This is a genomic window from Rhizobium sp. Root1203, assembly GCF_001424945.1.
Taxonomy (GTDB): Bacteria; Pseudomonadota; Alphaproteobacteria; order Rhizobiales; family Rhizobiaceae; genus Rhizobium.
On the sequence record NZ_LMCW01000023.1, the window covers coordinates 65,660 to 89,392 of the forward strand.

The 23,733-nt window shown below is 58.2% G+C and carries 19 protein-coding genes; 14 read left to right on the plus strand and 5 right to left on the minus strand.

Annotation, left to right across the window (positions count from 1 at the left end; translation table 11 throughout):
* The first annotated feature begins 237 nt into the window (after nt 1-237).
* The 8 genes from hemE to ASC97_RS20860 all read left to right on the plus strand — a co-directional run bounded on the left by hemE (nt 238) and on the right by ASC97_RS20860 (nt 9,098).
* A complete protein-coding gene (gene hemE / locus ASC97_RS20825; protein WP_057470257.1) occupies nt 238-1,272 on the plus strand; it encodes a uroporphyrinogen decarboxylase in 1,035 nt (344 codons plus the stop codon).
* A gap of 2 nt (nt 1,273-1,274) precedes the next feature.
* Complete coding sequence (gene hemJ / locus ASC97_RS20830) at nt 1,275-1,811, plus strand: protoporphyrinogen oxidase HemJ (RefSeq protein WP_057470258.1); 537 nt, start codon at nt 1,275-1,277, stop codon at nt 1,809-1,811.
* Nucleotides 1,812-2,007: 196 nt separating this feature from the next.
* Nucleotides 2,008-3,273: a transcription termination factor Rho gene (rho, locus tag ASC97_RS20835; protein WP_113000628.1), complete on the plus strand. Its 1,266-nt coding sequence runs from the start codon at nt 2,008-2,010 to the stop codon at nt 3,271-3,273.
* Nucleotides 3,274-3,439: 166 nt separating this feature from the next.
* Nucleotides 3,440-4,753 (plus strand): tRNA uridine-5-carboxymethylaminomethyl(34) synthesis GTPase MnmE, encoded by a 1,314-nt coding sequence (mnmE, locus tag ASC97_RS20840; RefSeq protein WP_057470474.1) that lies wholly within the window; start codon nt 3,440-3,442, stop codon nt 4,751-4,753.
* A gap of 102 nt (nt 4,754-4,855) precedes the next feature.
* A complete protein-coding gene (gene mnmG, locus ASC97_RS20845) occupies nt 4,856-6,718 on the plus strand; it encodes a tRNA uridine-5-carboxymethylaminomethyl(34) synthesis enzyme MnmG (RefSeq protein ID WP_057470259.1) in 1,863 nt (620 codons plus the stop codon).
* A gap of 35 nt (nt 6,719-6,753) precedes the next feature.
* Nucleotides 6,754-7,371, plus strand: coding sequence for a 16S rRNA (guanine(527)-N(7))-methyltransferase RsmG (rsmG, locus tag ASC97_RS20850; protein WP_057470260.1), 618 nt, complete (start codon nt 6,754-6,756; stop codon nt 7,369-7,371).
* Nucleotides 7,372-7,389: 18 nt separating this feature from the next.
* A complete protein-coding gene (locus tag ASC97_RS20855) occupies nt 7,390-8,184 on the plus strand; it encodes a ParA family protein (RefSeq protein ID WP_057470261.1) in 795 nt (264 codons plus the stop codon).
* Nucleotides 8,185-8,213: 29 nt separating this feature from the next.
* Entirely contained in the window at nt 8,214-9,098 is an 885-nt protein-coding gene (locus tag ASC97_RS20860) for a ParB/RepB/Spo0J family partition protein (protein ID WP_057470262.1), read from the plus strand.
* Nucleotides 9,099-9,103: 5 nt separating this feature from the next.
* Here ASC97_RS20860 and holA read toward each other — a convergent pair whose 3' ends face one another.
* The 3 genes from holA to leuS are packed head-to-tail and all read right to left on the minus strand — an operon-like array spanning nt 9,104 to nt 13,291.
* The gene (gene holA / locus ASC97_RS20865; protein WP_057470263.1) at nt 9,104-10,138 is read right to left on the minus strand and encodes a DNA polymerase III subunit delta; all 1,035 of its coding nucleotides are present in this window, start codon (nt 10,136-10,138) and stop codon (nt 9,104-9,106) included.
* Nucleotides 10,139-10,149: 11 nt separating this feature from the next.
* A complete protein-coding gene (lptE, locus tag ASC97_RS20870; protein WP_057470264.1) occupies nt 10,150-10,671 on the minus strand; it encodes an LPS assembly lipoprotein LptE in 522 nt (173 codons plus the stop codon).
* Nucleotides 10,661-13,291, minus strand: coding sequence for a leucine--tRNA ligase (gene leuS, locus ASC97_RS20875; RefSeq protein ID WP_057470475.1), 2,631 nt, complete (start codon nt 13,289-13,291; stop codon nt 10,661-10,663). The genes lptE and leuS overlap by 11 nt, the downstream gene beginning before the upstream one ends.
* A 199-nt stretch (nt 13,292-13,490) precedes the next feature.
* Between leuS and ASC97_RS20880 the strand changes: the two genes are divergently transcribed.
* On the plus strand, nt 13,491-14,150 hold the full coding sequence (locus ASC97_RS20880) for a YggS family pyridoxal phosphate-dependent enzyme (RefSeq protein WP_057470265.1): 660 nt from the start codon (nt 13,491-13,493) through the stop codon (nt 14,148-14,150).
* Nucleotides 14,151-14,233: 83 nt separating this feature from the next.
* Entirely contained in the window at nt 14,234-16,141 is a 1,908-nt protein-coding gene (locus ASC97_RS20885; protein WP_057470266.1) for a propionyl-CoA synthetase, read from the plus strand.
* 52 nt (nt 16,142-16,193) lie between these two features.
* On the opposite strand, the gene ASC97_RS20890 is transcribed toward ASC97_RS20885, so the two are convergent.
* On the minus strand, nt 16,194-16,892 hold the full coding sequence (locus ASC97_RS20890) for a DUF1013 domain-containing protein (RefSeq protein ID WP_057470267.1): 699 nt from the start codon (nt 16,890-16,892) through the stop codon (nt 16,194-16,196).
* Between the two features lie 223 nt (nt 16,893-17,115).
* On the opposite strand from ASC97_RS20890, the gene acs reads away from it, so the two are divergent.
* Nucleotides 17,116-19,074 (plus strand): acetate--CoA ligase, encoded by a 1,959-nt coding sequence (gene acs, locus ASC97_RS20895; protein ID WP_057470268.1) that lies wholly within the window; start codon nt 17,116-17,118, stop codon nt 19,072-19,074.
* Between the two features lie 113 nt (nt 19,075-19,187).
* On the opposite strand, the gene ASC97_RS20900 is transcribed toward acs, so the two are convergent.
* Nucleotides 19,188-19,412 (minus strand): DUF1674 domain-containing protein, encoded by a 225-nt coding sequence (locus ASC97_RS20900; protein WP_057470269.1) that lies wholly within the window; start codon nt 19,410-19,412, stop codon nt 19,188-19,190.
* A 121-nt stretch (nt 19,413-19,533) separates the two neighbouring features.
* Between ASC97_RS20900 and htpX the strand changes: the two genes are divergently transcribed.
* The 3 genes from htpX to ASC97_RS20915 all read left to right on the plus strand — a co-directional run bounded on the left by htpX (nt 19,534) and on the right by ASC97_RS20915 (nt 23,662).
* Entirely contained in the window at nt 19,534-20,496 is a 963-nt protein-coding gene (htpX, locus tag ASC97_RS20905; protein WP_057470270.1) for a zinc metalloprotease HtpX, read from the plus strand.
* Nucleotides 20,487-21,881 (plus strand): RsmB/NOP family class I SAM-dependent RNA methyltransferase, encoded by a 1,395-nt coding sequence (locus ASC97_RS20910; protein WP_113000625.1) that lies wholly within the window; start codon nt 20,487-20,489, stop codon nt 21,879-21,881. The genes htpX and ASC97_RS20910 overlap by 10 nt, the downstream gene beginning before the upstream one ends.
* A gap of 110 nt (nt 21,882-21,991) precedes the next feature.
* The gene (locus ASC97_RS20915) at nt 21,992-23,662 is read left to right on the plus strand and encodes a heparinase II/III family protein (protein WP_057470272.1); all 1,671 of its coding nucleotides are present in this window, start codon (nt 21,992-21,994) and stop codon (nt 23,660-23,662) included.
* Nucleotides 23,663-23,733: the final 71 nt, after the last annotated feature.

Below are 23,733 nucleotides of genomic sequence, written 5' to 3' on the forward strand. Positions count from 1 at the left end.
GCCCACAGGTTTTCCACAAACGGCGTGCCAATAGGCTCGGCTGCATATCGATGAAATCATTTGCTCTTTTCGCTTTGTCCACGATTCCCCGATGAAACAGTTTCTTTTTATCCGGCACGACCGGCCCAGGCGTGACAAATGGCGTCGGGCGTGGATGGATTTTAATCCTTGATAGTCACCGACTCTAAGAAATAGAAACCTTCTAGATATCTTTTATATTTTTAAGGGAAGAAGCGCTTGAGCGATACGCGTCGAACGATAATGCGTGTTTTAGAAGGTGAGACAGTCGCACCTCCGCCCATCTGGTTGATGAGACAGGCCGGGCGGTATCTTCCCGAGTATCGACAGACGCGGGCCAAGGCCGGCAGTTTTCTCGATCTCTGCTACACACCCGATTACGCTGTCGAGGTAACCCTGCAGCCCATTCGGCGGTATGGCTTTGATGCAGCGATCTTGTTCTCCGACATTCTCGTCATACCGGATGCCTTGAAGCGGAACGTGCGTTTCACGGAAGGCCATGGGCCCGAGATGGATCCGATCGATGCGGATGGGATCGGCATGCTTGATACCGATAGGGTCCTGGAGCACCTTGGACCGGTGCTGGAGACGGTTCAGCGGCTGCGGCGGGAACTGCCAGCGGAGACCACGCTGCTGGGCTTCTGCGGTGCTCCCTGGACCGTTGCGACCTATATGATCGCCGGACGTGGCACCCCGGACCAGGCCCCCGCCCGTCTTTTCGCCTACAAGTATCCGAAGGCGTTCGAAGCGCTGTTGATGTTGCTTGCGGATATATCGGCCGACTATCTGGTGGCGCAGATCGATGCCGGTGCCGATGCGGTGCAGATCTTCGATTCCTGGGCGGGTGTGCTTGGCGAACGCGAGTTTGCGGCCTTCGCCGTGAAGCCCGTCGCTCGAATGATAGGGGCCATTCGCAAGCGCCGGCCGAATGCTCGCATTATCGCCTTTGCGAAGGGCGCTGGGTATCTCCTGAAAGACTACCGGAAAAAGACGGACGCGGACGCGATAGGTCTCGATTGGTCCGTACCCCTTGACTTTGCCGCCGAGTTGCAGAAGGACGGGCCTGTCCAGGGGAACCTCGATCCGATGCGCGTGGTTGCGGGTGGTGTCGCCCTTGAGGACGGTATCGACGACATTCTTCAGCGGCTCGGCAATGGGCCCTTGATTTTCAATCTCGGGCACGGGATTACGCCGCAGGCCGATCCGGAAAACGTACGGCTCCTGGTCGAACGCGTTCGCGGCTGGAGATCCTAAAGATGGAACGGCAGATTGACCAAAAGCCCGGAGCCTATGCGCGCCGACGTGCATTTCTTGCGATCGTCGGCTTTGGCCTACTGGCAGCTGGTCTTTTTGCCTGGAATCCGGACACGCTCTACCTGTGGATCAAGGCGCTTCATATCATCGCGGTTATCTCCTGGATGGCAGGGCTGTTCTACATGCCGCGGCTGTTCATCTACCATACCGACGCTGAACCGGGGTCGATCCAGTCGGAAACGTTCAAGGTGATGGAGCGCCGACTTCTCAAGGTCATCATGAATCCGGCGATGATGCTGACTTGGATCTTCGGCCTTTACCTCGCATGGTCGGTCTATGGGTTTCAGGGCGGCTGGCTGCATGCGAAGATCGGGCTTGTCGTGCTTATGACCGCCGTGCACGTCTTCTTCAGCCGCGCGGCAAGAGCGTTTGGACGCGACGAAAATCGGCACTCGGCGCGTTACTGGCGGTTCATGAACGAGGCGCCGACGGTCCTGATGATCGCAATCGTCATCCTCGTTGTCGTGAAGCCATTCTGATGCGGCCGGGGTGCAAGGTTAAATTCACTTCATTTTAAGCAGCCCTCTTGCGGCGCCGGGCCTTACTCGCTATTTTCGCTGCACCTCATCCTTGTGGCATGTATGTAAAGTTCGATCGTCTGCGGATTCTCTCGCAGGACCGGTTACTGCCCCGACATCGCCTTTTCCCTCAAAAATATAGAGTATTGGTCACTTCATGGCTGAAATGAAGCTTCAGGAACTTAAGAGTAAATCCCCGACGGATCTGCTGGCGTTCGCCGAATCGCTCGAAGTCGAGAATGCGAGCACGATGCGCAAGCAGGAGCTGATGTTTGCGATTTTGAAGGTGCTTGCCAGCCAGGATGTCGAAATTATCGGCGAAGGCGTCGTTGAAGTGCTTCAGGATGGTTTCGGTTTTCTTCGCTCTGCGAATGCTAATTACCTTCCCGGCCCGGACGATATCTATATTTCCCCTTCGCAGATTCGTCGCTTTTCGCTGAAGACGGGTGATACCGTCGAAGGCCCAATCCGGGGTCCGAAGGAAGGTGAACGCTACTTTGCGCTGCTGAAGGTCAACACGATCAATTTCGACGATCCCGAGAAAATTCGGCACAAGGTCCACTTCGACAATCTGACGCCGCTCTACCCGAACGAACGCTTCAAGATGGAGCTGGATGTCCCGACGACCAAGGATCTGTCGCCCCGCGTGATTGATCTCGTCGCGCCGCTTGGCAAGGGGCAACGTGGCCTGATCGTGGCTCCTCCGCGTACCGGCAAGACGGTACTGCTGCAGAATATCGCGCATTCGATCACCGCCAACCATCCAGAATGCTATCTCATCGTCCTCCTGATCGACGAGCGTCCCGAGGAAGTCACGGACATGCAGCGTTCCGTTCGAGGCGAAGTGGTCTCGTCGACCTTTGATGAGCCCGCCGTTCGCCACGTCCAGGTTGCTGAAATCGTGATCGAAAAAGCCAAGCGCCTCGTCGAGCATGGGAGAGACGTGGTTATTCTTCTCGACTCGATCACGCGTCTTGGCCGCGCCTACAACACGGTTGTCCCTTCGTCCGGCAAGGTCCTGACCGGCGGCGTCGACGCGAATGCGTTGCAGCGCCCGAAGCGCTTCTTTGGTGCCGCCCGCAACATCGAGGAAGGCGGTTCCCTGACGATTATCGCGACGGCATTGATCGACACCGGCAGCCGAATGGACGAAGTTATCTTCGAAGAATTCAAGGGAACCGGCAACTCGGAAATCGTTCTCGACCGTAAGGTCGCCGACAAGCGCATCTTCCCGGCGATGGATATCCTTAAGTCCGGAACGCGCAAGGAAGATCTCCTGGTTCCGCGACAGGATCTGCAGAAGATTTTCGTCCTGCGCCGTATCCTGGCACCGATGGGCACGACCGATGCAATCGAATTCCTCATCGATAAACTGAAGCAGACGAAGAGCAATCCGGATTTCTTCGAGTCGATGAACACCTGATACATTAGCCGGATTCCGACGACGAAAGCCGGTCAACGCTGTGGCCGGCTTTTGCTTTTCCAGACCTGAAGCTTAGCGACGATCGGGCGTCGGGGTTGGTGTGGCGATACTGCTTTCGCTGCTACCTCGATCGATTCGGGCACGAACCAACCATATGGTATTCTCAATGTTTGATCATAACCATACGATCTATGCGCTTTCCAGTGGAGCAGTACCGGCCGGCGTCGCGGTGGTCCGATTGAGCGGCCCGGCGGTGCGCGACGTTGCGAACAGAATGATTGGCGACGTCCTCACTCCCAGACATGCTCATCTTCGACCGATTCGGACTCGTAACGGTCTAATTCTCGACAGTGCCTTGGTCCTCTTCTTTCCGGCGCCTCATTCCTTTACCGGTGAGGATGTCCTGGAACTCCATCTCCACGGCGGCCGTGCTGTCGTTGAGGCCTTGTATGCTGAGCTTGGCTCGTTTCCGGATCTCCGCCAAGCTATGGCAGGCGAGTTCTCCCGTAGGGCGTTCGAGAATGGCAAGCTCGACTTGGTCGAGATTGAAGGGCTTGCTGACCTCATTGCGGCCGAGACCGAGATGCAAAGACGGCTGGCGGTTGAGCATAGCTCCGGTGGTCTTTCGGCCATCTATTCCTCTTGGGCTGAGCGATTGACGCGCGGTCGTGCTTTAATCGAGGCTGAACTTGATTTTCCCGACGAGGACGATGTGCCCGGATCTGTCTCTGACCAGGTCTGGGCCGACATGAGCCGCTTGGCCGAGGAAATAGAAGCGCATCTCGGGCAGAGCGCACAGGGCGAGATCATCCGCGACGGTTTCAAGATCGTTATTGCCGGTGAACCTAATGCGGGAAAGTCGAGCCTGATGAATGCGCTGGTGCGTCGTGACGTGGCAATCGTAACGGAGTTTGCCGGTACGACGCGTGACGTGCTGAGCACCGATCTCAACATCGACGGCTTCCTGGTAAAGTTGTTCGACACTGCTGGCCTCCGGGAGACCAATGAGTTCGTCGAACGCGAGGGTATCCGACGTGCCAGAATTGCTATCGGCGAAGCGGATCTGGTTCTATACTTGGAGGACACGTCATACCAACCGGAAGCCGCGACAGTGCCTGCTGGGGCACTGTGCATCGGCACAAAGTCAGATCTGCCGCGGAAGAGCGCCAGGGAGTACGTTCTTACGGTGTCGACAGAGACCGGCACCGGCCTCGACGAACTCAGAGCGCTGATCTCCGGCCAGTTGAGGGCCAAGGTAAATCCGCAATCAATGGCAATTCCCACCAGAGCGCGCCATACCGATTCGCTTTCGTTGTGTCTTGACGCGGTCCGATCCGCATTGACAGGTGTCGATCATGGGCTGGACGTGAGGGCCGAGGAACTACGAGTGGCTGCCGATGCTCTTGGCAGGGTGACTGGCCGCGTCGATGTCGAGAACCTGCTTGACGTGATATTCGGCGAGTTCTGCATCGGCAAATGATTCACGTGAAACAGCGAGCCATCACAATTTGGCAGTTTCACGTGAAACACCTTGACTCCCTATGTCACTTCACTCATCACCATCCGATCTCAGGAGCTTGGAATGAACACATCTCGGTTCGATGTCATCGTGATTGGTGGCGGACACGCGGGCTGCGAAGCGGCGGCGGCAGCGGCGCGTCTGGGGGCAAACACTGCCTTGGTTACGCATCGGAAAGACACGATAGGTGTGATGTCGTGCAATCCAGCCATCGGCGGTCTTGGAAAGGGACATCTCGTTCGCGAGATTGACGCGCTCGATGGTTTGATGGGTCGCGTCACTGATGCCGGCGGGATCCAATTTCGCATGCTCAATCGCAAAAAGGGCCCCGCTGTGCGTGGACCTAGGACCCAGGCCGACCGTAAGCTCTATCGGCTTGCGATGCGCGCCGAGATCGAAGCGATCCCAAATCTAACAATTATTGAAGGTGATGCGTTCGATCTGTCTGTCGTAGACAACCGAGTTGCGGCTGTTGTCATGAAAGATAGCCGGATTCTACCTTGTGGTTCAGTGGTTCTGACCACCGGAACATTCCTGCGCGGCCTCATCCATATTGGCGACAAGAAGTTGCCCGCCGGACGCACTGGGGAAGAGCCGTCTGTCGGCCTGTCGCAGACCTTGCTTGGTCTTGGTCTGAAGCTTGGGCGTCTCAAGACAGGCACTCCTGCCCGATTAAACGGAAAGACGGTCGACTGGGCCAGCGTTGGACGACAAGGCGCCGATGAATCACCGGTCCCCTTTTCTTTCATGACCGACAGGATTTCCAATCCGCAAATCGAATGCGGCGTGACTCGAACGACCGATGCGACCCATCGAATCATCGTTGAGAATATTAAGCTATCGGCGATGTATTCCGGTCAGATCGAGGGCGTGGGACCGCGGTATTGCCCGTCGATTGAAGACAAGCTCGTCAAGTTTGGCGAACGCGACGGACACCAGGTCTTCCTGGAGCCTGAGGGCCTGGACGACGATACAGTCTATCCAAACGGCATATCAACCTCTTTGCCCGCTGACATACAGGAAGCGTTCATCCATACAATTCCTGGTCTGGAGCATGTTCAGATTCTGCATCCGGGCTACGCGATCGAGTATGATCACGTCGACCCCCGAGAATTGAATCCGTCCTTGGAAGTGAAGAAGCTGCAGGGGTTGTTTCTCGCAGGGCAAATCAACGGCACGACCGGCTATGAGGAAGCGGCAGCTCAGGGTCTGGTTGCAGGCATCAATGCGGCGCGCCGCACTGGCGGCAATGAAGCCGTTCGTTTCAGCCGCACAGAATCTTATATCGGGGTGATGATCGATGATCTGACGTCACGGGGGGTCGCCGAGCCATATCGAATGTTTACGTCTCGAGCAGAGTATCGGCTATCGCTTCGCGCCGACAATGCCGATGTCAGGCTAACGCCCCTGGCAATGACGATTGGCCTCGCTTCGGCTCAGCGTTCCGAGCGGTTCCACCGATATAAACAGGCGCTTGACGCAGGCCGTGCGTTGCTCTCGTCGTTGACGATAACGCCCACCGAGGCGCGAAAGTCGGGATTGAAACTCAACCTCGATGGCCACCGCCGGACAGCCTACGATCTCTTGTCCTATCCAGATTTCGCGCTTGATGATCTCAAGAGGATTTGGCCGGAGCTAGGGACGATTGGCGGGGGTGTCTCGGAAGCCCTGGAGATTGAGGCTAATTATGCGGTGTATATGCAGCGTCAGCAGGCCGATGTTGCCCACATCAAGCGTGACGAGGATCGGACGATTCCTGCTGATTTCGATTTCGATCGGCTGGCTGGCCTTTCAAACGAGCTCAAGCACAAGCTGAGTACAATGCGACCTTACGACGTCGCCCAGGCCTCCAAGGTCGACGGCATGACTCCTGCGGCAATTTCACTGCTTCTGGTTCACCTAAGGCGGGCTGAGGTCGCAGCGTAATTCCATGTTGCAATACACGATTTGAGAGTCCTCACATGGATTTGAACGGCCGGCGTGTTTCACGTGAAACACAGGAGCGCCTCGAACAGTTTGTCTCCCTTTTTCAGAAGTGGGCGAAGACGATCAATCTCACCGCGCCTTCTACGGTCGCGGACGCTTGGCGGCGGCATGTCGCCGACAGTGCCCAGATATTTCAGCTTCAGCCGGCGCCTGGGAATTGGATCGACCTCGGGAGCGGTGGTGGCTTCCCCGGCGTGATCACGGCCATCCTTCTTGCTGAATCGCAAGCTGGATGGGTTCACCTCGTCGAGAGCAATCACAAGAAGGCTGCTTTTCTGCGCACGGCCTTGAGAGAAACGAACGCTCGCGGTTCTGTGCATCCGGTTCGCATTGAGGATGCACCGGCTGCCATAGAGACAGTCGATTTCGTCTCGGCCCGTGCCTTGGCGGAGTTGGAGATGCTATTCAATTTCGTCGAACCCTGGGTGCTTCGGAACGAAAATCTACGCGCGTACTTTCACAAAGGCCGGGATTATCGTTTCGAAATCGATAAAGCGCGTAGTCGCTGGAATTTCGATCTGTTAGAACATAGAAGCGCTGTCGAGACAGACTCGGTCGTGCTGGAGATCTTCAACCTCCAGCGTTTGGTTTAACAGATCGGTATTGCGACAATGGTTGGTGCACGAAATCGAATTATTACCATTGCAAATCAAAAGGGCGGCGTTGGTAAGACAACGACAGCGATCAATCTCGCGACTGCCTTGGCTGCCATTGGTGAACGAGTGCTAATTGTCGATCTAGATCCGCAGGGAAATGCTAGTACCGGGCTCGGGATCGAGCGCAAGCACCGCAAGCTGTCGTCTTATGATTTGCTAGTCGGTGATCGAGGCATACTGGATGTCGTCCAGGAGACCGCGGTCCCCAATCTCTTTATCGTCCCGTCAACGATGGACCTACTGGGGATCGAGATGGAGATCGCACATCAAGCGGATCGGGTCTTCAAGCTTAAGAAAGCCCTGGCTCAAGAGGATGCGTTTCGCTTCTCCTACATCCTTGTCGATTGCCCTCCTTCGTTCAATCTCCTCACGATGAATGCGATGGCTGCGGCACATTCGGTTCTCGTGCCGCTGCAGTGCGAGTTTTTTGCTCTAGAAGGTCTGAGCCAACTTCTTGAAACGGTCGACCAGGTGCGCCGGAGCGTTAATCCAGGGTTGGATATTCAAGGCATCGTTTTGACGATGTTCGACGCCAGAAACAATCTGGCGCAACAGGTCGTTAACGATGTTCGAACGCATCTGGGGGAGAAGGTGTATCATACGTTGATACCCCGCAATGTCAGGGTCTCCGAGGCGCCGTCATACGGGAAACCGGCGATCCTCTACGATCTGAAATGTGCGGGGAGCCAGGCCTATCTGCAGCTCGCCTCTGAGGTGATACAGCGCGAACGCCAGCGAGTGGCGGCCTAAGCGTAGATTTGGAAGTATTGGATTTGGCGATGAATGACGATCTCTCGAAAAGAAGACTTGGGCGCGGCCTCGCAGCCTTGATTGGCGAGATGGACCAACCGTTGCCGGTTGATTCCGATAGCCGTCCCGTCAGCGCTGACAGGCTTATCCCTATCGAGTTTATCGCCCGCAATCCGCGCAATCCACGTCGATCCTTTGATGATGCCGAGTTGCACGATCTGGCAAGTTCCATCCGTCAGCACGGCATCGTGCAGCCGGTCGTGGTGCGGACGCTTGCGGTGGGACAGTATGAAATCATAGCCGGCGAACGACGTTGGAGGGCGGCGCAGCTCGCGGGGTTGGTCGAGATTCCGGTCATCGTCCGGGATGTGGACGACAAGACCGCGCTCGAGATTGCTATCGTCGAGAATGTCCAGCGCTCGGATCTCAATGCGCTGGAAGAGGCGCTTGGCTACGAACAACTGATTGCCGAATACGGATATACGCAGAACGACCTAGGCGAGATTATCGGCAAGAGCCGGAGCCATGTGGCGAATTCACTCCGCCTTCTGAAGTTGCCGGAGCCCGTTCGAGACCTGCTTGCAGCCGGCAGCCTGTCCGCGGGACACGCGCGAGCGCTTGTGCCGACCTCGGATCCTGCCACCCTTGCGCGCACGATTGTGTCCAAGGGGATGTCCGTTCGGGATGCAGAACGGTTGGCGCAGAATGACATAAAGGCTCAATCAGAACCGAAGCTCGGGGCGCGCCAGCGTGACCAGAAGGATTCCGATACGGTTGCTCTCGAGCGGACGCTATCGGATACGCTGGGGCTCGACGTGACCATCAGTCACAAAACAACCGGCGGCCAGATCCGGATTTCTTATAAGTCATTGGAACAACTTGAAGAAATCTGCCGTCTCCTAGAAAGACGGTAGGATTTCTATCGGCGGCCGGATTGCAATGTCGTCGAAAGCAAGGTTTGGATCGCTATCGTATCTTCCAATGAGGGGCGCCGGCGTGTCTGCAGGATCGCCGACTGCAACCGGTTTGTTTCACGTGCTATTGCCTCGGTAGACCAAACCCGCAGGGCTTGTTCGATGATGGGCTTTCGCCTGAAATGGAGATGCCGGCCCAACGTCTGCATGACCTGCGTCGCTGGTATACGCTTTTCCTCCATCTCGGCCTTCATCGCGTCGATGAGTTGGAACTGTTTGAGACAGGCCTGGATGACGAGAAAGATGGCCGTCTTCGACGCTGTGATCTTCTGCATCGCATGAAGAAAGTTGCCGGTGTTGCCGCTCAGTATTGCATCCACCGCGTCGTCGACAGATATCGCACTCGCGTCGCCGATGATTTCCGCGACATGGCGTTCCTCGATCACGTCAAGTCCGCGGCAGTAGAGCGCAAGCTTCTTCAATTCGTTCCGGGAGGCAATTCGGTCGCCGCCGATGAGCTCGACAAGAGCTGCACGCGCTGCGGGCGCGATCCGCAAGCCGGCGGCCGCGAGTTCCGCATCGACAAGAGCATTGAGCGCGCGTGTGTCGTCCGGATAGCATGGCACTGTAGCAATGCCGCGGGCGGCCTCAGCGGTTTTCCGGAGAAGCGAACCCTTTTTCAGATCGCCGGCTTCAATGATGAGGAAGGTGTCTTGCAACGTCTTGGCAGACAGAAGCTGGAGTGAGTCGACAAGGTACTTTTCATTGGCCGCGCCTCTGATCCATATCAATTTTTCGCCGCCGAAGAGGCCCATCGATCCCGCTTCGTCGAGAAGTCGACCTTGGTCCTTCTGGAGATCGGCAATATCGAGCTTGATCAGGGAGAATGGGTCGCTGAGAGATACGCCGGTTTTTGAAGCGATCAGACCGGCTCGCTCCGATACCAGTCCCCTGTCGGGGCCATAAATGACAAAGATGCGATAGTTGCGGGCAGATCTTTCGAGGAAACCATCGAATTCATGCGATTTGATTTCTGCCACGCATCCGCTCCCTAGCGGCCGAGCGCCGCTGCAATATCGGCTGCCACGAACTCGGCGGCCTGACGTGCTGCACGATCCTCAGCATCGCGAATGGCACGGAGTTTCGCAAACTCCTGGTTCGGAAAATCGACCAGGGCCGTAGCTGACTGATTTCCTGCCTTGATCACATGGCCATCTTTGGTCGACTTCAACGTATAGTCTACGCTGACAGTCGCTCGACCGGCCCGCGAGGTGTCCGATGAGGCGACGAGGAGTGTGTCGATGACGCTGGAGCTGGCATTGAATTCGACCTTATAGTCGGCTTTATCCGGCTCACCCGCACCGCGGGAAGCGAGGAATATCAGTCGATTTCGAACCTCCAGCTCGATGCGTGTCGTTGCCTCCGCGAAACTGACGGACGCGAGCTTCTCCGAAACGCCGGACCCTTCGGAATAAAGCGGGCGCACTTGGCAGGACGCGAGAAAAACCGTGGTTGCGAGCATCGCGGCGATAGCCGTGCCGCGAGCAAGCTTGGAAGCGATATTAAACGACAATGTTCACAATCCTTTGCGGAACCACGATGATCTTCTTGGGCGCCTGACCGTCCAGCACCCTCTTGACCTCTTCCAGAGCGAGCGCGCCTTCGCTGACCGCACTTTGATCTGCGTCGCGGGAAATTGTCAATTCTGCCCGCTTTTTACCGTTGATCTGTACTGGCAGCACGACCTCGTTTTCCATGACCAAGGTCTCGTCATAGAGCGGCCAGGATTTCCGGGCGAGTAGTTCGGTGTTTCCGAGAACGACCCAGCACTCCTCCGCCAGATGCGGCGTCATCGGCGCAACCAGCTGCACCAGGATTTCCGCAGCGTCCAGCACCGCAGAGCGGTAAACAGTGTTACCCTCACCCGCAGCAATCCTGGTGAGCGGCCCGGCCAGCGCGTTTACAAGTTCGTAGATACGTGCGACGGCCTTGTTGAACCAAAGCCTGTCGTAGTCGTTCTGAACTGCCTTCAAGGTCTTGTGGGCAATCTGTGAAATCGCCGCTCCGTCGCCATCCTTAGCCGGGGTCGCATCTACGCCCTTCAGCCCTTCGGCCGCCTCTGACAGCAGGCGCCATAGGCGCTGCGTGAAGCGGTGAGCGCCTTCGACACCTGCTTCCGACCAGATGACGTCGCGTTCGGGGGGAGAGTCGGAGAGAACAAAGAAGCGCGCGGTATCAGCGCCGTACGAGGCGATAATGTCATCAGGGTCGACAACGTTCTTTTTCGATTTCGACATCTTCTCGATCGAGCCGATCGATACTTCGTCACCGTTGGACAGCAGGTACGCGCTACGCTTTCCGTCAGATTCTTCTATGCGGATGTCGGCAGGCGCCACCCACTCACGGGTCATACCCGCTCCCCGGCTGTAGGTCTCGTGCACGACCATACCCTGCGTGAACAGTCCCTTGAACGGTTCCTTCACATCCACATGCCCGGTCTCGCGCATCGCACGCGTGAAGAAGCGGGAGTAGAGGAGATGAAGAATCGCATGCTCGATGCCGCCGATGTACTGATCGACCGGCAACCACCGATTGGCCGCTTTCGGATCCGTGGGATTGCTCTCCCATGGGGCGGTGAAGCGGGTGAAGTACCAGCTGGAATCGACGAACGTGTCCATCGTATCCGTTTCCCGGCGGGCGTCCTTGCCACATGTGGGGCATGCCACGTGACGCCAGGTCGGATGGCGATCGAGCGGGTTACCGGGTTGGTCGAACGTAACGTCCTCTGGGAGCGTTACCGGGAGGTCTTTCTTCGGAACCGGCACCACGCCGCAATCGTCGCAATGAATGACCGGAATAGGGCAGCCCCAGTAGCGTTGGCGGGAAATGCCCCAGTCGCGCAGGCGGAAATTGACCTTGCGCTCTCCCTGCGGCGTGTTGCCGAGGGAGGCCGAAGAGAGGCGATCGGCAACGATATCGAAAGCCTCCCCGGTGCTCCTCCCATCGAGGAAGCGCGAATTGATCATCACGCCATCGCCGTCGTAGGCGATATCGCCGACGTCGAACGTAGCAGCGTCGCCATCCGCAGGCATAACGACGGGAACGACCGGCAGCCCATACTTGCGCGCAAAATCGAGGTCGCGCTGATCGCCCGAAGGGCAGCCGAAGATCGCGCCCGTTCCATAGTCCATCAGGACGAAATTCGCGACATAAACCGGCAGTTCCCAGGAGGAATCGAGCGGATGCCTGACGCGGATACCGGTGTCGATGCCCTTCTTTTCTGCCGTTTCCAGTGCCGCAAGAGAGGTGCCGGCACGGCGGCACTCGTCACAGAATGCATCGATAGCCGGATTCTTGGCGGATGCCTCCTTCGCGAGCGGATGGTCGGCCGAGATTGCCAGGAACGACGCACCGAACAGCGTATCGGGTCGTGTGGTATAGACGGTGACTTCGGTTTCGCCGGCCGGAGCCGTCTCGTCGACGAGTTCCCAGCGGATCGTCATGCCCTCGGAGCGGCCGATCCAGTTCTTCTGCATCAAACGAACCTTCTCGGGCCATTGGTCGAGAGTGTCCAATGCGTCGAGAAGATCCTGGCTGAAATCGGTGATCTTGAAGAACCACTGCGTCAGCTCCCGCTGCTCGACCAGCGCGCCGGAGCGCCAGCCGCGACCGTCGATGACCTGCTCGTTGGCGAGAACGGTATTATCGACGGGGTCCCAGTTCACCTTGGATTGCTTGCGATAGACGAGGCCCTTCTGGAGAAAGTCGACAAACAGATGCTGCTGGTGCTGGTAATAGGCGACGTCGCAGGTTGCGAATTCCCGGCTCCAATCCAATGACAGGCCCATCGCCTTCAATTGTGCCTTCATCGATGCGATGTTCTGGTACGTCCAGGATGCCGGATGCACGCCACGTTCCATGGCGGCATTTTCAGCCGGCATTCCGAATGCATCCCATCCCATCGGATGGAGCACATTGTAGCCGCGCGCGCGCTTATAGCGGGCAACGACGTCACCCATCGCATAGTTGCGCACGTGCCCCATATGGATACGGCCGGAAGGATACGGGAACATCTCGAGCACGTAGTATTTCTCGCGCGGATCGCCGTTATCGGTCTCGAAGACCTTCTCTTCGTTCCATTTCTGCTGCCAGCGGGGCTCGGCATCGCGCGGGTTATAACGTTCGGTAGCCATCGTATTCGCATTCCGGAAAATCATGGGAGGGTTGGTGCTGACCTTCACCATGAAACCACCGTAGCGTCAAGTTTTGCTGCCGCTGTAAGAGCCCGATCCCCGCTCCCAGACGATAATTTCGAAGCTGTGGGCCTTGGCAAGCACAAAGCGGGCGTTTAGTGCATTGTCATTCTTCCCGATGATCTGCTGAGGCACAACGATGGAACTTCAAGAGCGACTGGACGACGTGCGGTCGCGCATCGCGATGGCGGAACGCGAGTCAGGTCGAGCTGGCGGGGCTGTATGTCTCATTGCCGTTTCGAAGACGTTCGATGGTGATGCCATCCGCCTGGCGATCGCGGCGGGACAACGCGTGTTCGGTGAAAATCGAGTTCAGGAGAGCCAGGGAAAATGGCCTGAGCTGAAGGCGGAAACCAACGACGTCGAGCTTCATCTTATTGGGCCGCTGCAATCAAACAAAGCCGCGGAAGCCGTCGCTCTGTTCGACGTGATCGAAACGGTCGATCGCGAAAAGATTGCGCGCGCTCTTGCAACGGAAATGAAGCACCAGGGGAAGGCACCGCGCCTCTATGTTCAGGTGAATACGGGTCTTGAGCCACAGAAGGCGGGGATTGCTCCCGATGAGACACCGGCTTTTGTCGCGTTCTGCCGAAGCGAGCTTGGTCTTGGCATTGAAGGGCTGATGTGCATTCCTCCGGCAGACGAAAATCCGGGGCCGCATTTTGCGCTGCTGGAGAAGCTCGCAAGGACATGCGGTCTCGACAAACTGTCGATGGGCATGTCGGGCGACTATGAGATCGCGGTCGCCTTCGGTGCGACCAGCGTCCGCGTTGGCTCCGCGATCTTCGGCACGCGCTGATACGCTGCTTTGATCGGGCTTTCTCTCCCAGCCTTACTCCCATAGACTAGTAAGGTAACTTGCGATGTCCTGGGGAGGAGCACATGCGGGGGCGCTATCAGCAGCTCTATGCCGAGTGGAAGAGAGATCCCGTAAATTTCTGGCGCGGACCGGCGGCGGAAATTGATTGGTTCAAGAGTCCTGAACACGTCTTCTCGGAAGGGAATGGTCCATATGGGCGTTGGTTCGTCGGCGGCGAGACCAATACATGCTACAACTGCCTGGACCGGCATGTTCACCGCGGACGCGGCGGCGAAACGGCGATTATCTTCGACAGTCCTGTCAGTGGAGCCAAGCAGTCCTTCACCTATGACGATGCGCTGGGCGAAGTTAAGGCTATTGCCGCAACGCTGAGGGCCCAAGGAATTGCCAAAGGCGACCGGGTCATTCTCTATATGCCGATGGTTCCGGAGGCAATTTTTTCGATGCTGGCATGTGCCCGCATTGGCGCAGTGCATTCTGTTGTGTTCGGTGGTTTCGCCGCGAGCGAACTCGCTGCACGCATCGACGATTCGGGTGCGAAACTAATCATCACCGCGAGCTGCGGCCTGGAACCCGGCAGGGTGATTGCCTACAAACCGCTTGTCGACCAGGCCATCGCGATCGCCAAGACCAAGCCGGAACACTGCCTTGTCCTACAAAGGCCGCAGCTCGTTGCAGACCTAACACCTGATCGGGACCAGGATTTCGAGGTTGCGGTCGGTCGTAACCGCGGGCTCGAGATCGCGTGTGTTTCCGTCAATGCGACGGATCCCTTGTACATTCTCTATACATCGGGGACCACCGGCCAGCCGAAAGGTGTCGTGCGTGACAACGGCGGTCACATGGTCGCGCTGAACTGGTCCATGACGAATATCTACGGCATGAAGCCCGGCGAGGTTTTCTGGGCAGCCTCCGACATAGGTTGGGTCGTCGGCCATTCCTACATCGTTTACGCCCCGCTGCTTGCCGGCGTGACGACGCTCATTTTTGAGGGGCCGGTGGGCACACCGGACGCCGGCGCTTTCTGGCGTATCGTCTCGGAGCACAAGGTGAGGGTGCTGTTCACGGCGCCAACTGCCTTCCGAGCCATCCGGCGGGAAGACAGCGATGGGCAGTTCATCCGTGCATTTCCGATGCCTCACTTTCGCGCATTGTTCCTGGCGGGTGAGCGTGCAGATCCGGAGACGTTGAAGTGGGCGGAGAACATGCTTGGCGTTCCGGCCATCGACCATTGGTGGCAGACGGAAACCGGGTGGCCAGTCGCGTCGAATCCTTTGGGGATTGAGACATTACCGGTCAAGCATGGCTCGCCGTCAGTGCCGATGCCCGGATACGACATCGAGATTCTGGACGACGCCGGCCACCCGGTGACGACTGGTACGCTCGGCAATGTCGTCGTCAAGCTTCCGCTTCCTCCCGGCTGCCTGCCGACACTCTGGAACGCAGACGAACGTTTTCGTTCTGCCTATCTTGACGAGTTTCCAGGCTACTACAAAACGGCGGATGCCGGTTACATCAATGGCGACGGCTACCTCTTCATCATGTCGAGGACCGACGACATCATCAATTGCGCCGGACACCGGCTCTCGACCGGAGCGATGGAAGAAGTGTGTGCCATGCATCCCGATGTCGCAGAGTGCGCTGTGGTAGGGATTGCGGATTCTCTCAAGGGCCAGGTGCCGTGCGGCTTTCTCGTGCTGAAGAGAAGTGTTTCACGGGAAACATCGGCAATCGAATCCGAAGTCGTGTCCCTGATTCGCGAGCAGATCGGGCCGGTGGCGGCATTTAAAATCGCAATCACGGTCGAACGGCTACCGAAGACCCGATCGGGCAAGATCCTGCGTGGTACGATGCAGAAGATCGCCGACGGCGTGCCTTGGAAGATGCCGGCAACGATCGACGATCCCGCGATTCTGGAGGAAATAGCAGCAGCGCTGCGTGGCAGAGGGTTCGGGATATTGCCCATGTGAGGCGCAAAAAAGCCCCGCAAAAGCGGGGCTTCGTCTGTCTCGACGCAGCGCCTCAGTACTGGTCGTCGTCTTCGTCTTTCGGCGAGGATTTCAGCGACTTGAGCTTTGCGAAGACGGCATCGGCATCAATTTCCTTTTCCTCTTCGCGCTCGTAGTTCGGTACGAGACGTTCGGTCTCCTGCGCGGACTGCAGGGTCGCACCCAGTTCGGCGGCGGTCGGAAGCGGGCGGCCCTTTGCTGCCTTTTCGACTTCCATATCTAGGTCGATCTGGCTGCAGAGACCCAATGTGACCGGATCCATCGGCGTGAGGTTGGCGGCGTTCCAGTGGGTACGTTCGCGAATCTGTTCGATCGTCGATTTCGTCGTGCCAACAAGGCGCGAAATCTGAGCATCCTTCAGTTCCGGATGATTGCGCACCAGCCACAGGATGGCGTTCGGGCGGTCCTGCCGCTTGGAGACCGGCGTATAACGCGGGCCGCGGCGCTTGGACTCGGGCACGCGCACCTTGGGTTCCGAAAGCTTGAGCTTGTGGGCCGGATTTTTCTCGGCACGGGCGATTTCGTCGCGCGAAAGCTGGCCGGTGGAAATCGGATCAAGACCCTTGATGCCCTGTGCAGCCTCGCCATCGGCGATGGCTTTCACTTCGAGCGGATGCAGTCTGCAAAACTGAGCGATCTGGTCGAAAGACAGAGCTGTGTTATCGACGAGCCAGATAGCGGTCGCCTTCGGCATGAGCAGTTGTTGAGCCATGGATATAGTCCTTCTGTCGTCCGCGCCGGTGTCGCGGTCCGTGGGTTGTCACCACTATGTCCGGGAAATATGCCGCTATATAACCGCAGTGATGCATAATTGCAATTCTCCCCGCACGAAATGACCTTTGTCTAATTGCCGGAGAAACGCGAACTGCTATGAATGCCTTGAAGTGGGCTGCAGCAGCGTCGCTGACACCTAGTGCCTGAGTGAGGAGGAATTCATGTCGCAGAAGATCTACCCGGTTCAAAAGCCGGTTAAAAGCCATGCGCTTATCGATAAGGCCAAGTACGAGAAGTGGTACGAGGAAAGCGTCGAGAACCCCGACAAGTTCTGGGGCAAGCACGGCAAGCGGATCGACTGGTTCAAGCCCTACACGAAGGTCAAGAACACCTCCTTTACGGGCAAGGTGTCCATCAAGTGGTTCGAAGACGGGCAGACGAACGTCTCCTACAATTGCATCGACCGGCATCTGAAGACGAATGGCAATCAGGTTGCGATCATCTTCGAGGGGGACAATCCCTATGTCGACAAGAAGGTGACATACAACGAACTTTATGAGCATGTCTGCCGCATGGCGAACGTGCTCAAGAAGCACGGCGTCAAGAAAGGCGACCGCGTTACCATCTATATGCCGATGATTCCGGAAGCTGCCTACGCGATGCTCGCCTGCTCCCGCATCGGCGCCGTGCATTCGGTCGTCTTCGGCGGTTTCTCGCCGGAAGCACTGGCTGGCCGTATCGTCGATTGCGAATCCACATTCGTCATTACCTGCGACGAAGGTGTTCGCGGCGGCAAGCCGGTACCGCTGAAGGAGAGCACGGATACCGCGATCCATATTGCTGCGCGCCAGCATGTCATCGTTGAAAAGGTGCTGGTTGTTCGCCGTACCGGTGGCAAAATCGGTTGGGCGCCGGGCCGCGACCTTTGGCACCATCAAGAGATTGCAACGGTGAAGGCCGAATGCCCGCCGGTCAAGATGAAAGCCGAAGATCCACTCTTTATCCTCTATACCTCGGGTTCGACCGGTAAGCCTAAGGGTGTTCTGCATACGACGGCTGGCTATCTCGTCTATGCCTCGATGACGCACGAGTACGTCTTCGACTATCATCCAGGCGATATCTACTGGTGCACGGCGGACGTTGGCTGGGTGACCGGTCATTCCTACATCGTCTATGGCCCGCTGGCGAACTGCGCGACCACGTTGATGTTCGAGGGCGTGCCGAACTTCCCGGATCAGGGCCGCTTCTGGGAGATCATCGACAAGCACAAGGTCAATATTTTCTACACCGCGCCAACGGCAATCCGCTCACTGATGGGCGCCGGGGACCATTTTGTTACCCGCTCCTCCCGTTCTTCGCTCCGCGTGCTAGGCACCGTCGGGGAGCCGATCAATCCGGAAGCCTGGGAGTGGTACCACAATGTCGTCGGCGACAAGCGTTGCCCGGTCATCGATACCTGGTGGCAGACGGAAACCGGCGGTCACATGATTACGCCGCTACCGGGTGCGACCGATCTCAAACCAGGTTCGGCGACGGTGCCGTTCTTCGGCGTAAAGCCGGAACTGGTCGACAGCGAAGGCAAAGTGCTGGAGGGTGCTGCGGACGGGAACCTGTGCATCTCCGACAGCTGGCCGGGCCAGATGCGGACGGTGTACGGCGATCACGAGCGCTTCATCCAGACGTACTTCTCCACCTACAAAGGCAAGTATTTCACCGGCGACGGCTGCCGCCGCGACGAGGATGGGTATTACTGGATTACCGGACGCGTCGATGACGTGCTCAATGTCTCCGGCCATCGTCTCGGCACGGCAGAAGTGGAGTCGGCACTTGTTTCGCATCATCTGGTTTCGGAGGCTGCGGTGGTCGGCTATCCGCACGCCATCAAGGGGCAGGGCATCTATTGCTATGTCACGCTGATGGCAGGCAACGAGGGTTCCGACGAACTACGGCAGCAGCTGGTCAAGCATGTGCGTGCCGAAATCGGCCCCATCGCCGCACCCGACAAGATCCAGTTCGCGCCCGGCCTGCCGAAAACGCGGTCGGGCAAGATCATGCGCCGCATCCTGCGCAAGATCGCCGAGGATGATTTCGGAGCGCTCGGGGACATATCGACACTGGCCGATCCTGCCGTCGTGGATGACCTGATCGCCAACCGCCAGAACAAGGCAACCGCCGCCTGATCCTGATAGCCGCTCCGGGCAACCGGAGCGGCTTAAATTCACTCTGCCGGAAGGCCACGCGATTATATACTGAGCCGGATTCCTTCCGTCGAATCCCGGGCCAAGGTATTTGATCAGAAGTCGATGGCTCGACCGTTGATCTCCCAATCGCCGAAGCGAGCGGGGTCAGCACCGCCTCGGCCTCCTATTTCCATCGGCATGTCGGCAGGTCGTTGGGTGCGCCGGCGCTCTTCCGCTTCAGCTAGCGCGCGCTTGGCAGCCGGCGACAGCCATTTGCGCGGCGGTTCGGAGCCTTCGGTGGTCGGGATTTCCGTGTTGTCGTTGTCCGCTTCTTGCATCACGCGCTTTTGCCTGGAAATATTGAAAATAGCTGGCGAGTAACCAAATCATAGTGCGCCGGCGCAACGATTGAAACCCTTCCCTCTGCGAACTGCGCTTCGGCGGATGATGGAGACACCGATGAACCTTGTTCGTACTGCCATGTTGCTTGCCTTCATGACCGCGCTGTTCATGGTCGTCGGCTTTATGATCGGTGGCCGCGGAGGAATGATGATTGCGTTCCTGGTGGCCGCAGGTATGAATTTCTTTTCGTACTGGAATTCAGACCGGATGGTCCTTTCGGCTTATCGCGCCCAGGAGATCGACGAGCGGAATGCGCCTGAGTTCTTTGCGATTATACGCGACCTTGCCCGCAATGCCGGCCTGCCCATGCCAAAGGTCTATCTTTACGACAGCCCGCAACCGAATGCTTTCGCGACCGGCCGCAATCCACAAAACGCTGCCGTTGCAGCCTCGACGGGCCTGTTGAGCGCGCTCTCACCGGAGGAAGTCGCCGGCGTCATGGCGCACGAACTCGCACACGTGCAGAATCGCGACACCCTGACGATGACCATCACCGCGACGCTTGCGGGCGCGATTTCGATGTTGGGCAATTTCGCCTTCTTTTTCGGGGGACATCGGGAGAATAACAACAACCCGCTGGGATTCGTCGGTGTCCTGCTGGCGATGATCGTTGCTCCTTTGGCGGCCATGCTGGTGCAAATGGCGATCAGCCGCACCCGTGAATATTCCGCCGATCGGCGCGGCGCGGAAATCTGCGGCAATCCGCTTTGGCTTGCCTCCGCGCTCGGCAAGATCGCCCGCGGCGCTTCCGAGATTCCGAACTACGATGCGGAGCGCAATCCGGCGACTGCCCATATGTTCATCATCAATCCTTTGACCGGTGCGGGGATGGACAATCTGTTTTCGACCCATCCCAACACGGAAAACCGGATTGCGGCGCTTCAAGAAATGGCCCATGGCGCTACGAATGCCTCGACGCCGGCGCCTCCTGCTGCTAATCCGATGCGCAAATCGCGCTCTGTTCCGGATGCCGGCCTTAGCCGCGGTGGTTCGCAACCGCCAAAAGGTCCCTGGTCTTGAATTCTGACGGCAAGAAGAAGCCATTGCGCAGACAAACGTCTGTCGTTTCTCACGCGGATGCGGGCGCAGCAAAACCCGGTTTCCAGGCTCGCGCGGCGGCGACGAAGATTCTGGCAGCCGTCGTCGATCGCAAGCTTCCGCTTGACGGGGCTCTCGACCATGAGCACGGCAATCCGGCATACAAGGCGCTGCAGGAAGACGACAGGGCGCTTGTCCGCGCAATCCTGAATGCGACGCTTCGCCATTTGCCGCGAATCGAAGCTGCGATCGGTGGGTTGCTCGACTCTCCCCTGCCGGAAGGCGCCCGTGCCCTTCAACACGTTCTTGCCGTCGCGGCAGCCCAGATCCTCTATCTCGACGTCCCGGATCACGCTGCAGTCGATATCGCCGTCGAGCAGGCAAATCATGATCCGCGCAGCCGCCGTTTTGCCAAGCTGGTGAATGCCGTTCTGCGTCGCCTTGGCCGGGAAAAGGAAAACATCCTCCGGCATATCGACAGCATCCCGGCCATGCCTGCATGGTTTCTCGATCGGCTGGAACGCGCCTACGGCAGCGATGCCGCCCGGGCGATTTCGAATTCGCAGCTTCAGCCGGCTGCTATCGATCTCAGCGTCAAATCGGATGCACTGGCCTGGGCTGAAAAGCTCAACGGGTTGGTCCTGCCGACCCACGGCATTCGTCTGGCGGCCTTCGGAGGAGGTATCCCGTCGCTCGAAGGATTCAACGAGGGCGCCTGGTGGGTGCAGGATGCGGCAGCCAGCATTCCTGCGCAGCTTTTCGGCGACCTGACGGGTAAGCGCGTTGCAGATCTCTGTGCAGCCCCAGGAGGCAAGACGGCTCAGCTTATTCTCGCGGGCGGTGCGGTCACGGCCGTGGAGCAATCGGAAAACCGCATCAGGCGGCTGCGATCCAATCTCGATCGATTGGGGCTGAAGGCGGAAACCATTGCCGCGGACCTGACGCAATACGTTCCCGATGAGCTGTTCGACGCAATTCTTCTCGACGCGCCCTGCTCCTCGACGGGGACCACGCGTCGGCACCCAGATGTGCTCTGGACCAAGGGGCCGGACGATATCGCAAGACTTGCTGCTCTGCAGGAACGTCTTCTGCGGCACGCCCTGACACTGTTGAAGGCGGGCGGCACGATCGTCTTTTCGAACTGCTCGCTTGATCCGAGCGAGGGAGAAGAGGTCGTCGCTCGCGTGCTTGCGGATACGCCGGCCATAGAGCGAATCGCGATCGATCCGACGCGTTGGCCGGGGCTCGAGGAGGCGATCACATCGTTCGGCGAATTCCGCACGACACCCGATATGCTGGCAGTGCCCGCCGGCTTTGCGCCGGGACTTGACGGTTTCTACGCAGCGATGCTTCGCCGTGTTGCCTGATGCAAACGCAACTGGCATAGTTGAGCATTCGTCACAAATTCATAGACGGTGTCTGCCGTTTCCGGGCTTGTTCATCCAATCCTAACGATATGGGTCAATAGACGATAGACATGTGGTCCGGACGTTTTTCAGGTCTTTACCTGCGGGAGGCTTGGCGGCGCATGCTTCGTCGCGCAGCACTTCTGCGCCTGCGGTTGTTTCGCCATACCGTCAACGCTCCCGAGCGGCTGATCGTGGCGCCGACCGATCTGCGGGTCGTCGATCCGCATGTCGCCGAGGAAATCCTCACCGGTCGGTTTCCGCTTGCCGGGCGTATGCTCGAGACCGGCGGCAAATCGCCGTTCACGTTCAGCCTTCCGTCTCGTTCGTTCGCGTTGAGGCTTCATAGCTTCGGCTGGTTGCGCCACATGCGCGCCAAGAAGAGCGATTTTCATTCGAACGTTGCACGCGCTATCGTCAACAGTTGGCTTTCCATTCACGGCGGACGAATCGAGGGCATCGCGTGGGAGATAGATGTTACCGCTCAGCGCGTGATCGCCTGGCTTTCCCACTCCCCTGTCGTCCTGCAGAATGCCGATCGCGGATTCTATCGCCGCTTCCTGCGCTCGCTCGCATTTCAGGTGCGTTTCCTGCGTCGCATGGCGAAGTATGCTCCTCCCGGTGAAACACGCTTCCGGCTGCGCGTCGCGCTCGCCATGGCTTCGATTGCGATGCCGGCGCGCGCAAGCGCGCTTCGAAAGGCGGCCGAGGCGCTCGACCAGGAGTTCGATAGCCAGATTCTTCCCGATGGCGGCCACATATCCCGCAATCCAAGGGTAGGGCTCGAGCTACTGCTGGATCTGCTTCCGCTGAGACAAACCTATATCAACCTCGGTCACGACCTGCCGCAAAAGCTGATTTCCGGCATCGATCGCATGTATCCCGCCTTGCGCTTTTTCAGGCACCAGGATGGCGACCTTGCCTTGTTCAACGGCGCCACGTCGACGCTCGCGACTGAGCTAATCTCATTGCTCCGGTATGACGAAACTGCGGGCGATCCATTCAAGGCGATGCCTCATTCGCGCTATCAGAGACTTGCTGCGGGGCGAACGGTCGTCATCGCCGATACGGGACTGCCTCCCTCGGGTGCGCTGTCGCGAACAGCGCATGCGGGCTGCCTGTCATTTGAGATGTCATCCGGGCGGCACCGGTTCATCGTCAATTCCGGTTCGCCGAAGTTTGCCGGCTCACGCTATGTCGAGATTGCCCGCACAACCGCCGCCCATTCGACCGTGACGCTGAACGACACCTCGTCGAGCCGTTTTTCGACGTCGGACTTCGTGTCCCACATCATTGTCGAGGCGGTGAAAACAGTAAATGTCGACCGCGCGTTGGCAGACGACGGCAGGGACGTCATCAGGGCTAGCCATGACGGCTATCTCAGGGCTTTTGGCGCGCTGCATGAGCGCGAGCTGACGTTGAACGCGACCGGCTCGATCATGACCGGCTGCGACCGCCTTGTTGTCTCCGAAGAGCGCAAGAGCGATGGGGAGTTGCAAGCCGTCGCCCGGTTTCATGCCCATCCATCGATCAACCTGAAGCAGATGGACCGCGAGTCGGTGCTGATGACGGCACCTGATGGTGAAAGCTGGCTGTTTTCCTCGCCTGGGAATACCGTCCAGATTTCGGAGGATGTCTTCTTCGCCGATGCCTCAGGGATCTGTGGTTCGGATCAGATGGAAATCAGCTTCTCCTACCCGGAACGCCCGGAAATACGCTGGTTTTTGTCCCGCAGGAGCTAGTGGCTGTTTCCGCCGGCGAAAAGCTGTGCTAACGCGGCGCCATATTCCGTGCACCTCGCCGGATGCCTTCC

Excerpts from the sequence above, each read along its gene's own strand:
- ASC97_RS20915 (WP_057470272.1), top strand. The coding sequence starts at position 21,992 with ATGTGGTCCGGACGTTTTTCAGGTCTTTACCTGCGGGAGGCTTGGCGG.
- htpX (WP_057470270.1), top strand. The coding sequence starts at position 19,534 with ATGAACCTTGTTCGTACTGCCATGTTGCTTGCCTTCATGACCGCGCTG.
- mnmG (WP_057470259.1), top strand. The coding sequence starts at position 4,856 with ATGAACACATCTCGGTTCGATGTCATCGTGATTGGTGGCGGACACGCG.
- hemJ (WP_057470258.1), top strand. The coding sequence starts at position 1,275 with ATGGAACGGCAGATTGACCAAAAGCCCGGAGCCTATGCGCGCCGACGT.
- ASC97_RS20880 (WP_057470265.1), top strand. The coding sequence starts at position 13,491 with ATGGAACTTCAAGAGCGACTGGACGACGTGCGGTCGCGCATCGCGATG.
- ASC97_RS20890 (WP_057470267.1), bottom strand. The coding sequence starts at position 16,892 with ATGGCTCAACAACTGCTCATGCCGAAGGCGACCGCTATCTGGCTCGTC.
- rho (WP_113000628.1), top strand. The coding sequence starts at position 2,008 with ATGGCTGAAATGAAGCTTCAGGAACTTAAGAGTAAATCCCCGACGGAT.
- ASC97_RS20900 (WP_057470269.1), bottom strand. The coding sequence starts at position 19,412 with ATGCAAGAAGCGGACAACGACAACACGGAAATCCCGACCACCGAAGGC.
- acs (WP_057470268.1), top strand. The coding sequence starts at position 17,116 with ATGTCGCAGAAGATCTACCCGGTTCAAAAGCCGGTTAAAAGCCATGCG.
- ASC97_RS20860 (WP_057470262.1), top strand. The coding sequence starts at position 8,214 with ATGAATGACGATCTCTCGAAAAGAAGACTTGGGCGCGGCCTCGCAGCC.
- ASC97_RS20855 (WP_057470261.1), top strand. The coding sequence starts at position 7,390 with ATGGTTGGTGCACGAAATCGAATTATTACCATTGCAAATCAAAAGGGC.
- rsmG (WP_057470260.1), top strand. The coding sequence starts at position 6,754 with ATGGATTTGAACGGCCGGCGTGTTTCACGTGAAACACAGGAGCGCCTC.
- mnmE (WP_057470474.1), top strand. The coding sequence starts at position 3,440 with ATGTTTGATCATAACCATACGATCTATGCGCTTTCCAGTGGAGCAGTA.
- ASC97_RS20885 (WP_057470266.1), top strand. The coding sequence starts at position 14,234 with ATGCGGGGGCGCTATCAGCAGCTCTATGCCGAGTGGAAGAGAGATCCC.
- leuS (WP_057470475.1), bottom strand. The coding sequence starts at position 13,291 with ATGGCTACCGAACGTTATAACCCGCGCGATGCCGAGCCCCGCTGGCAG.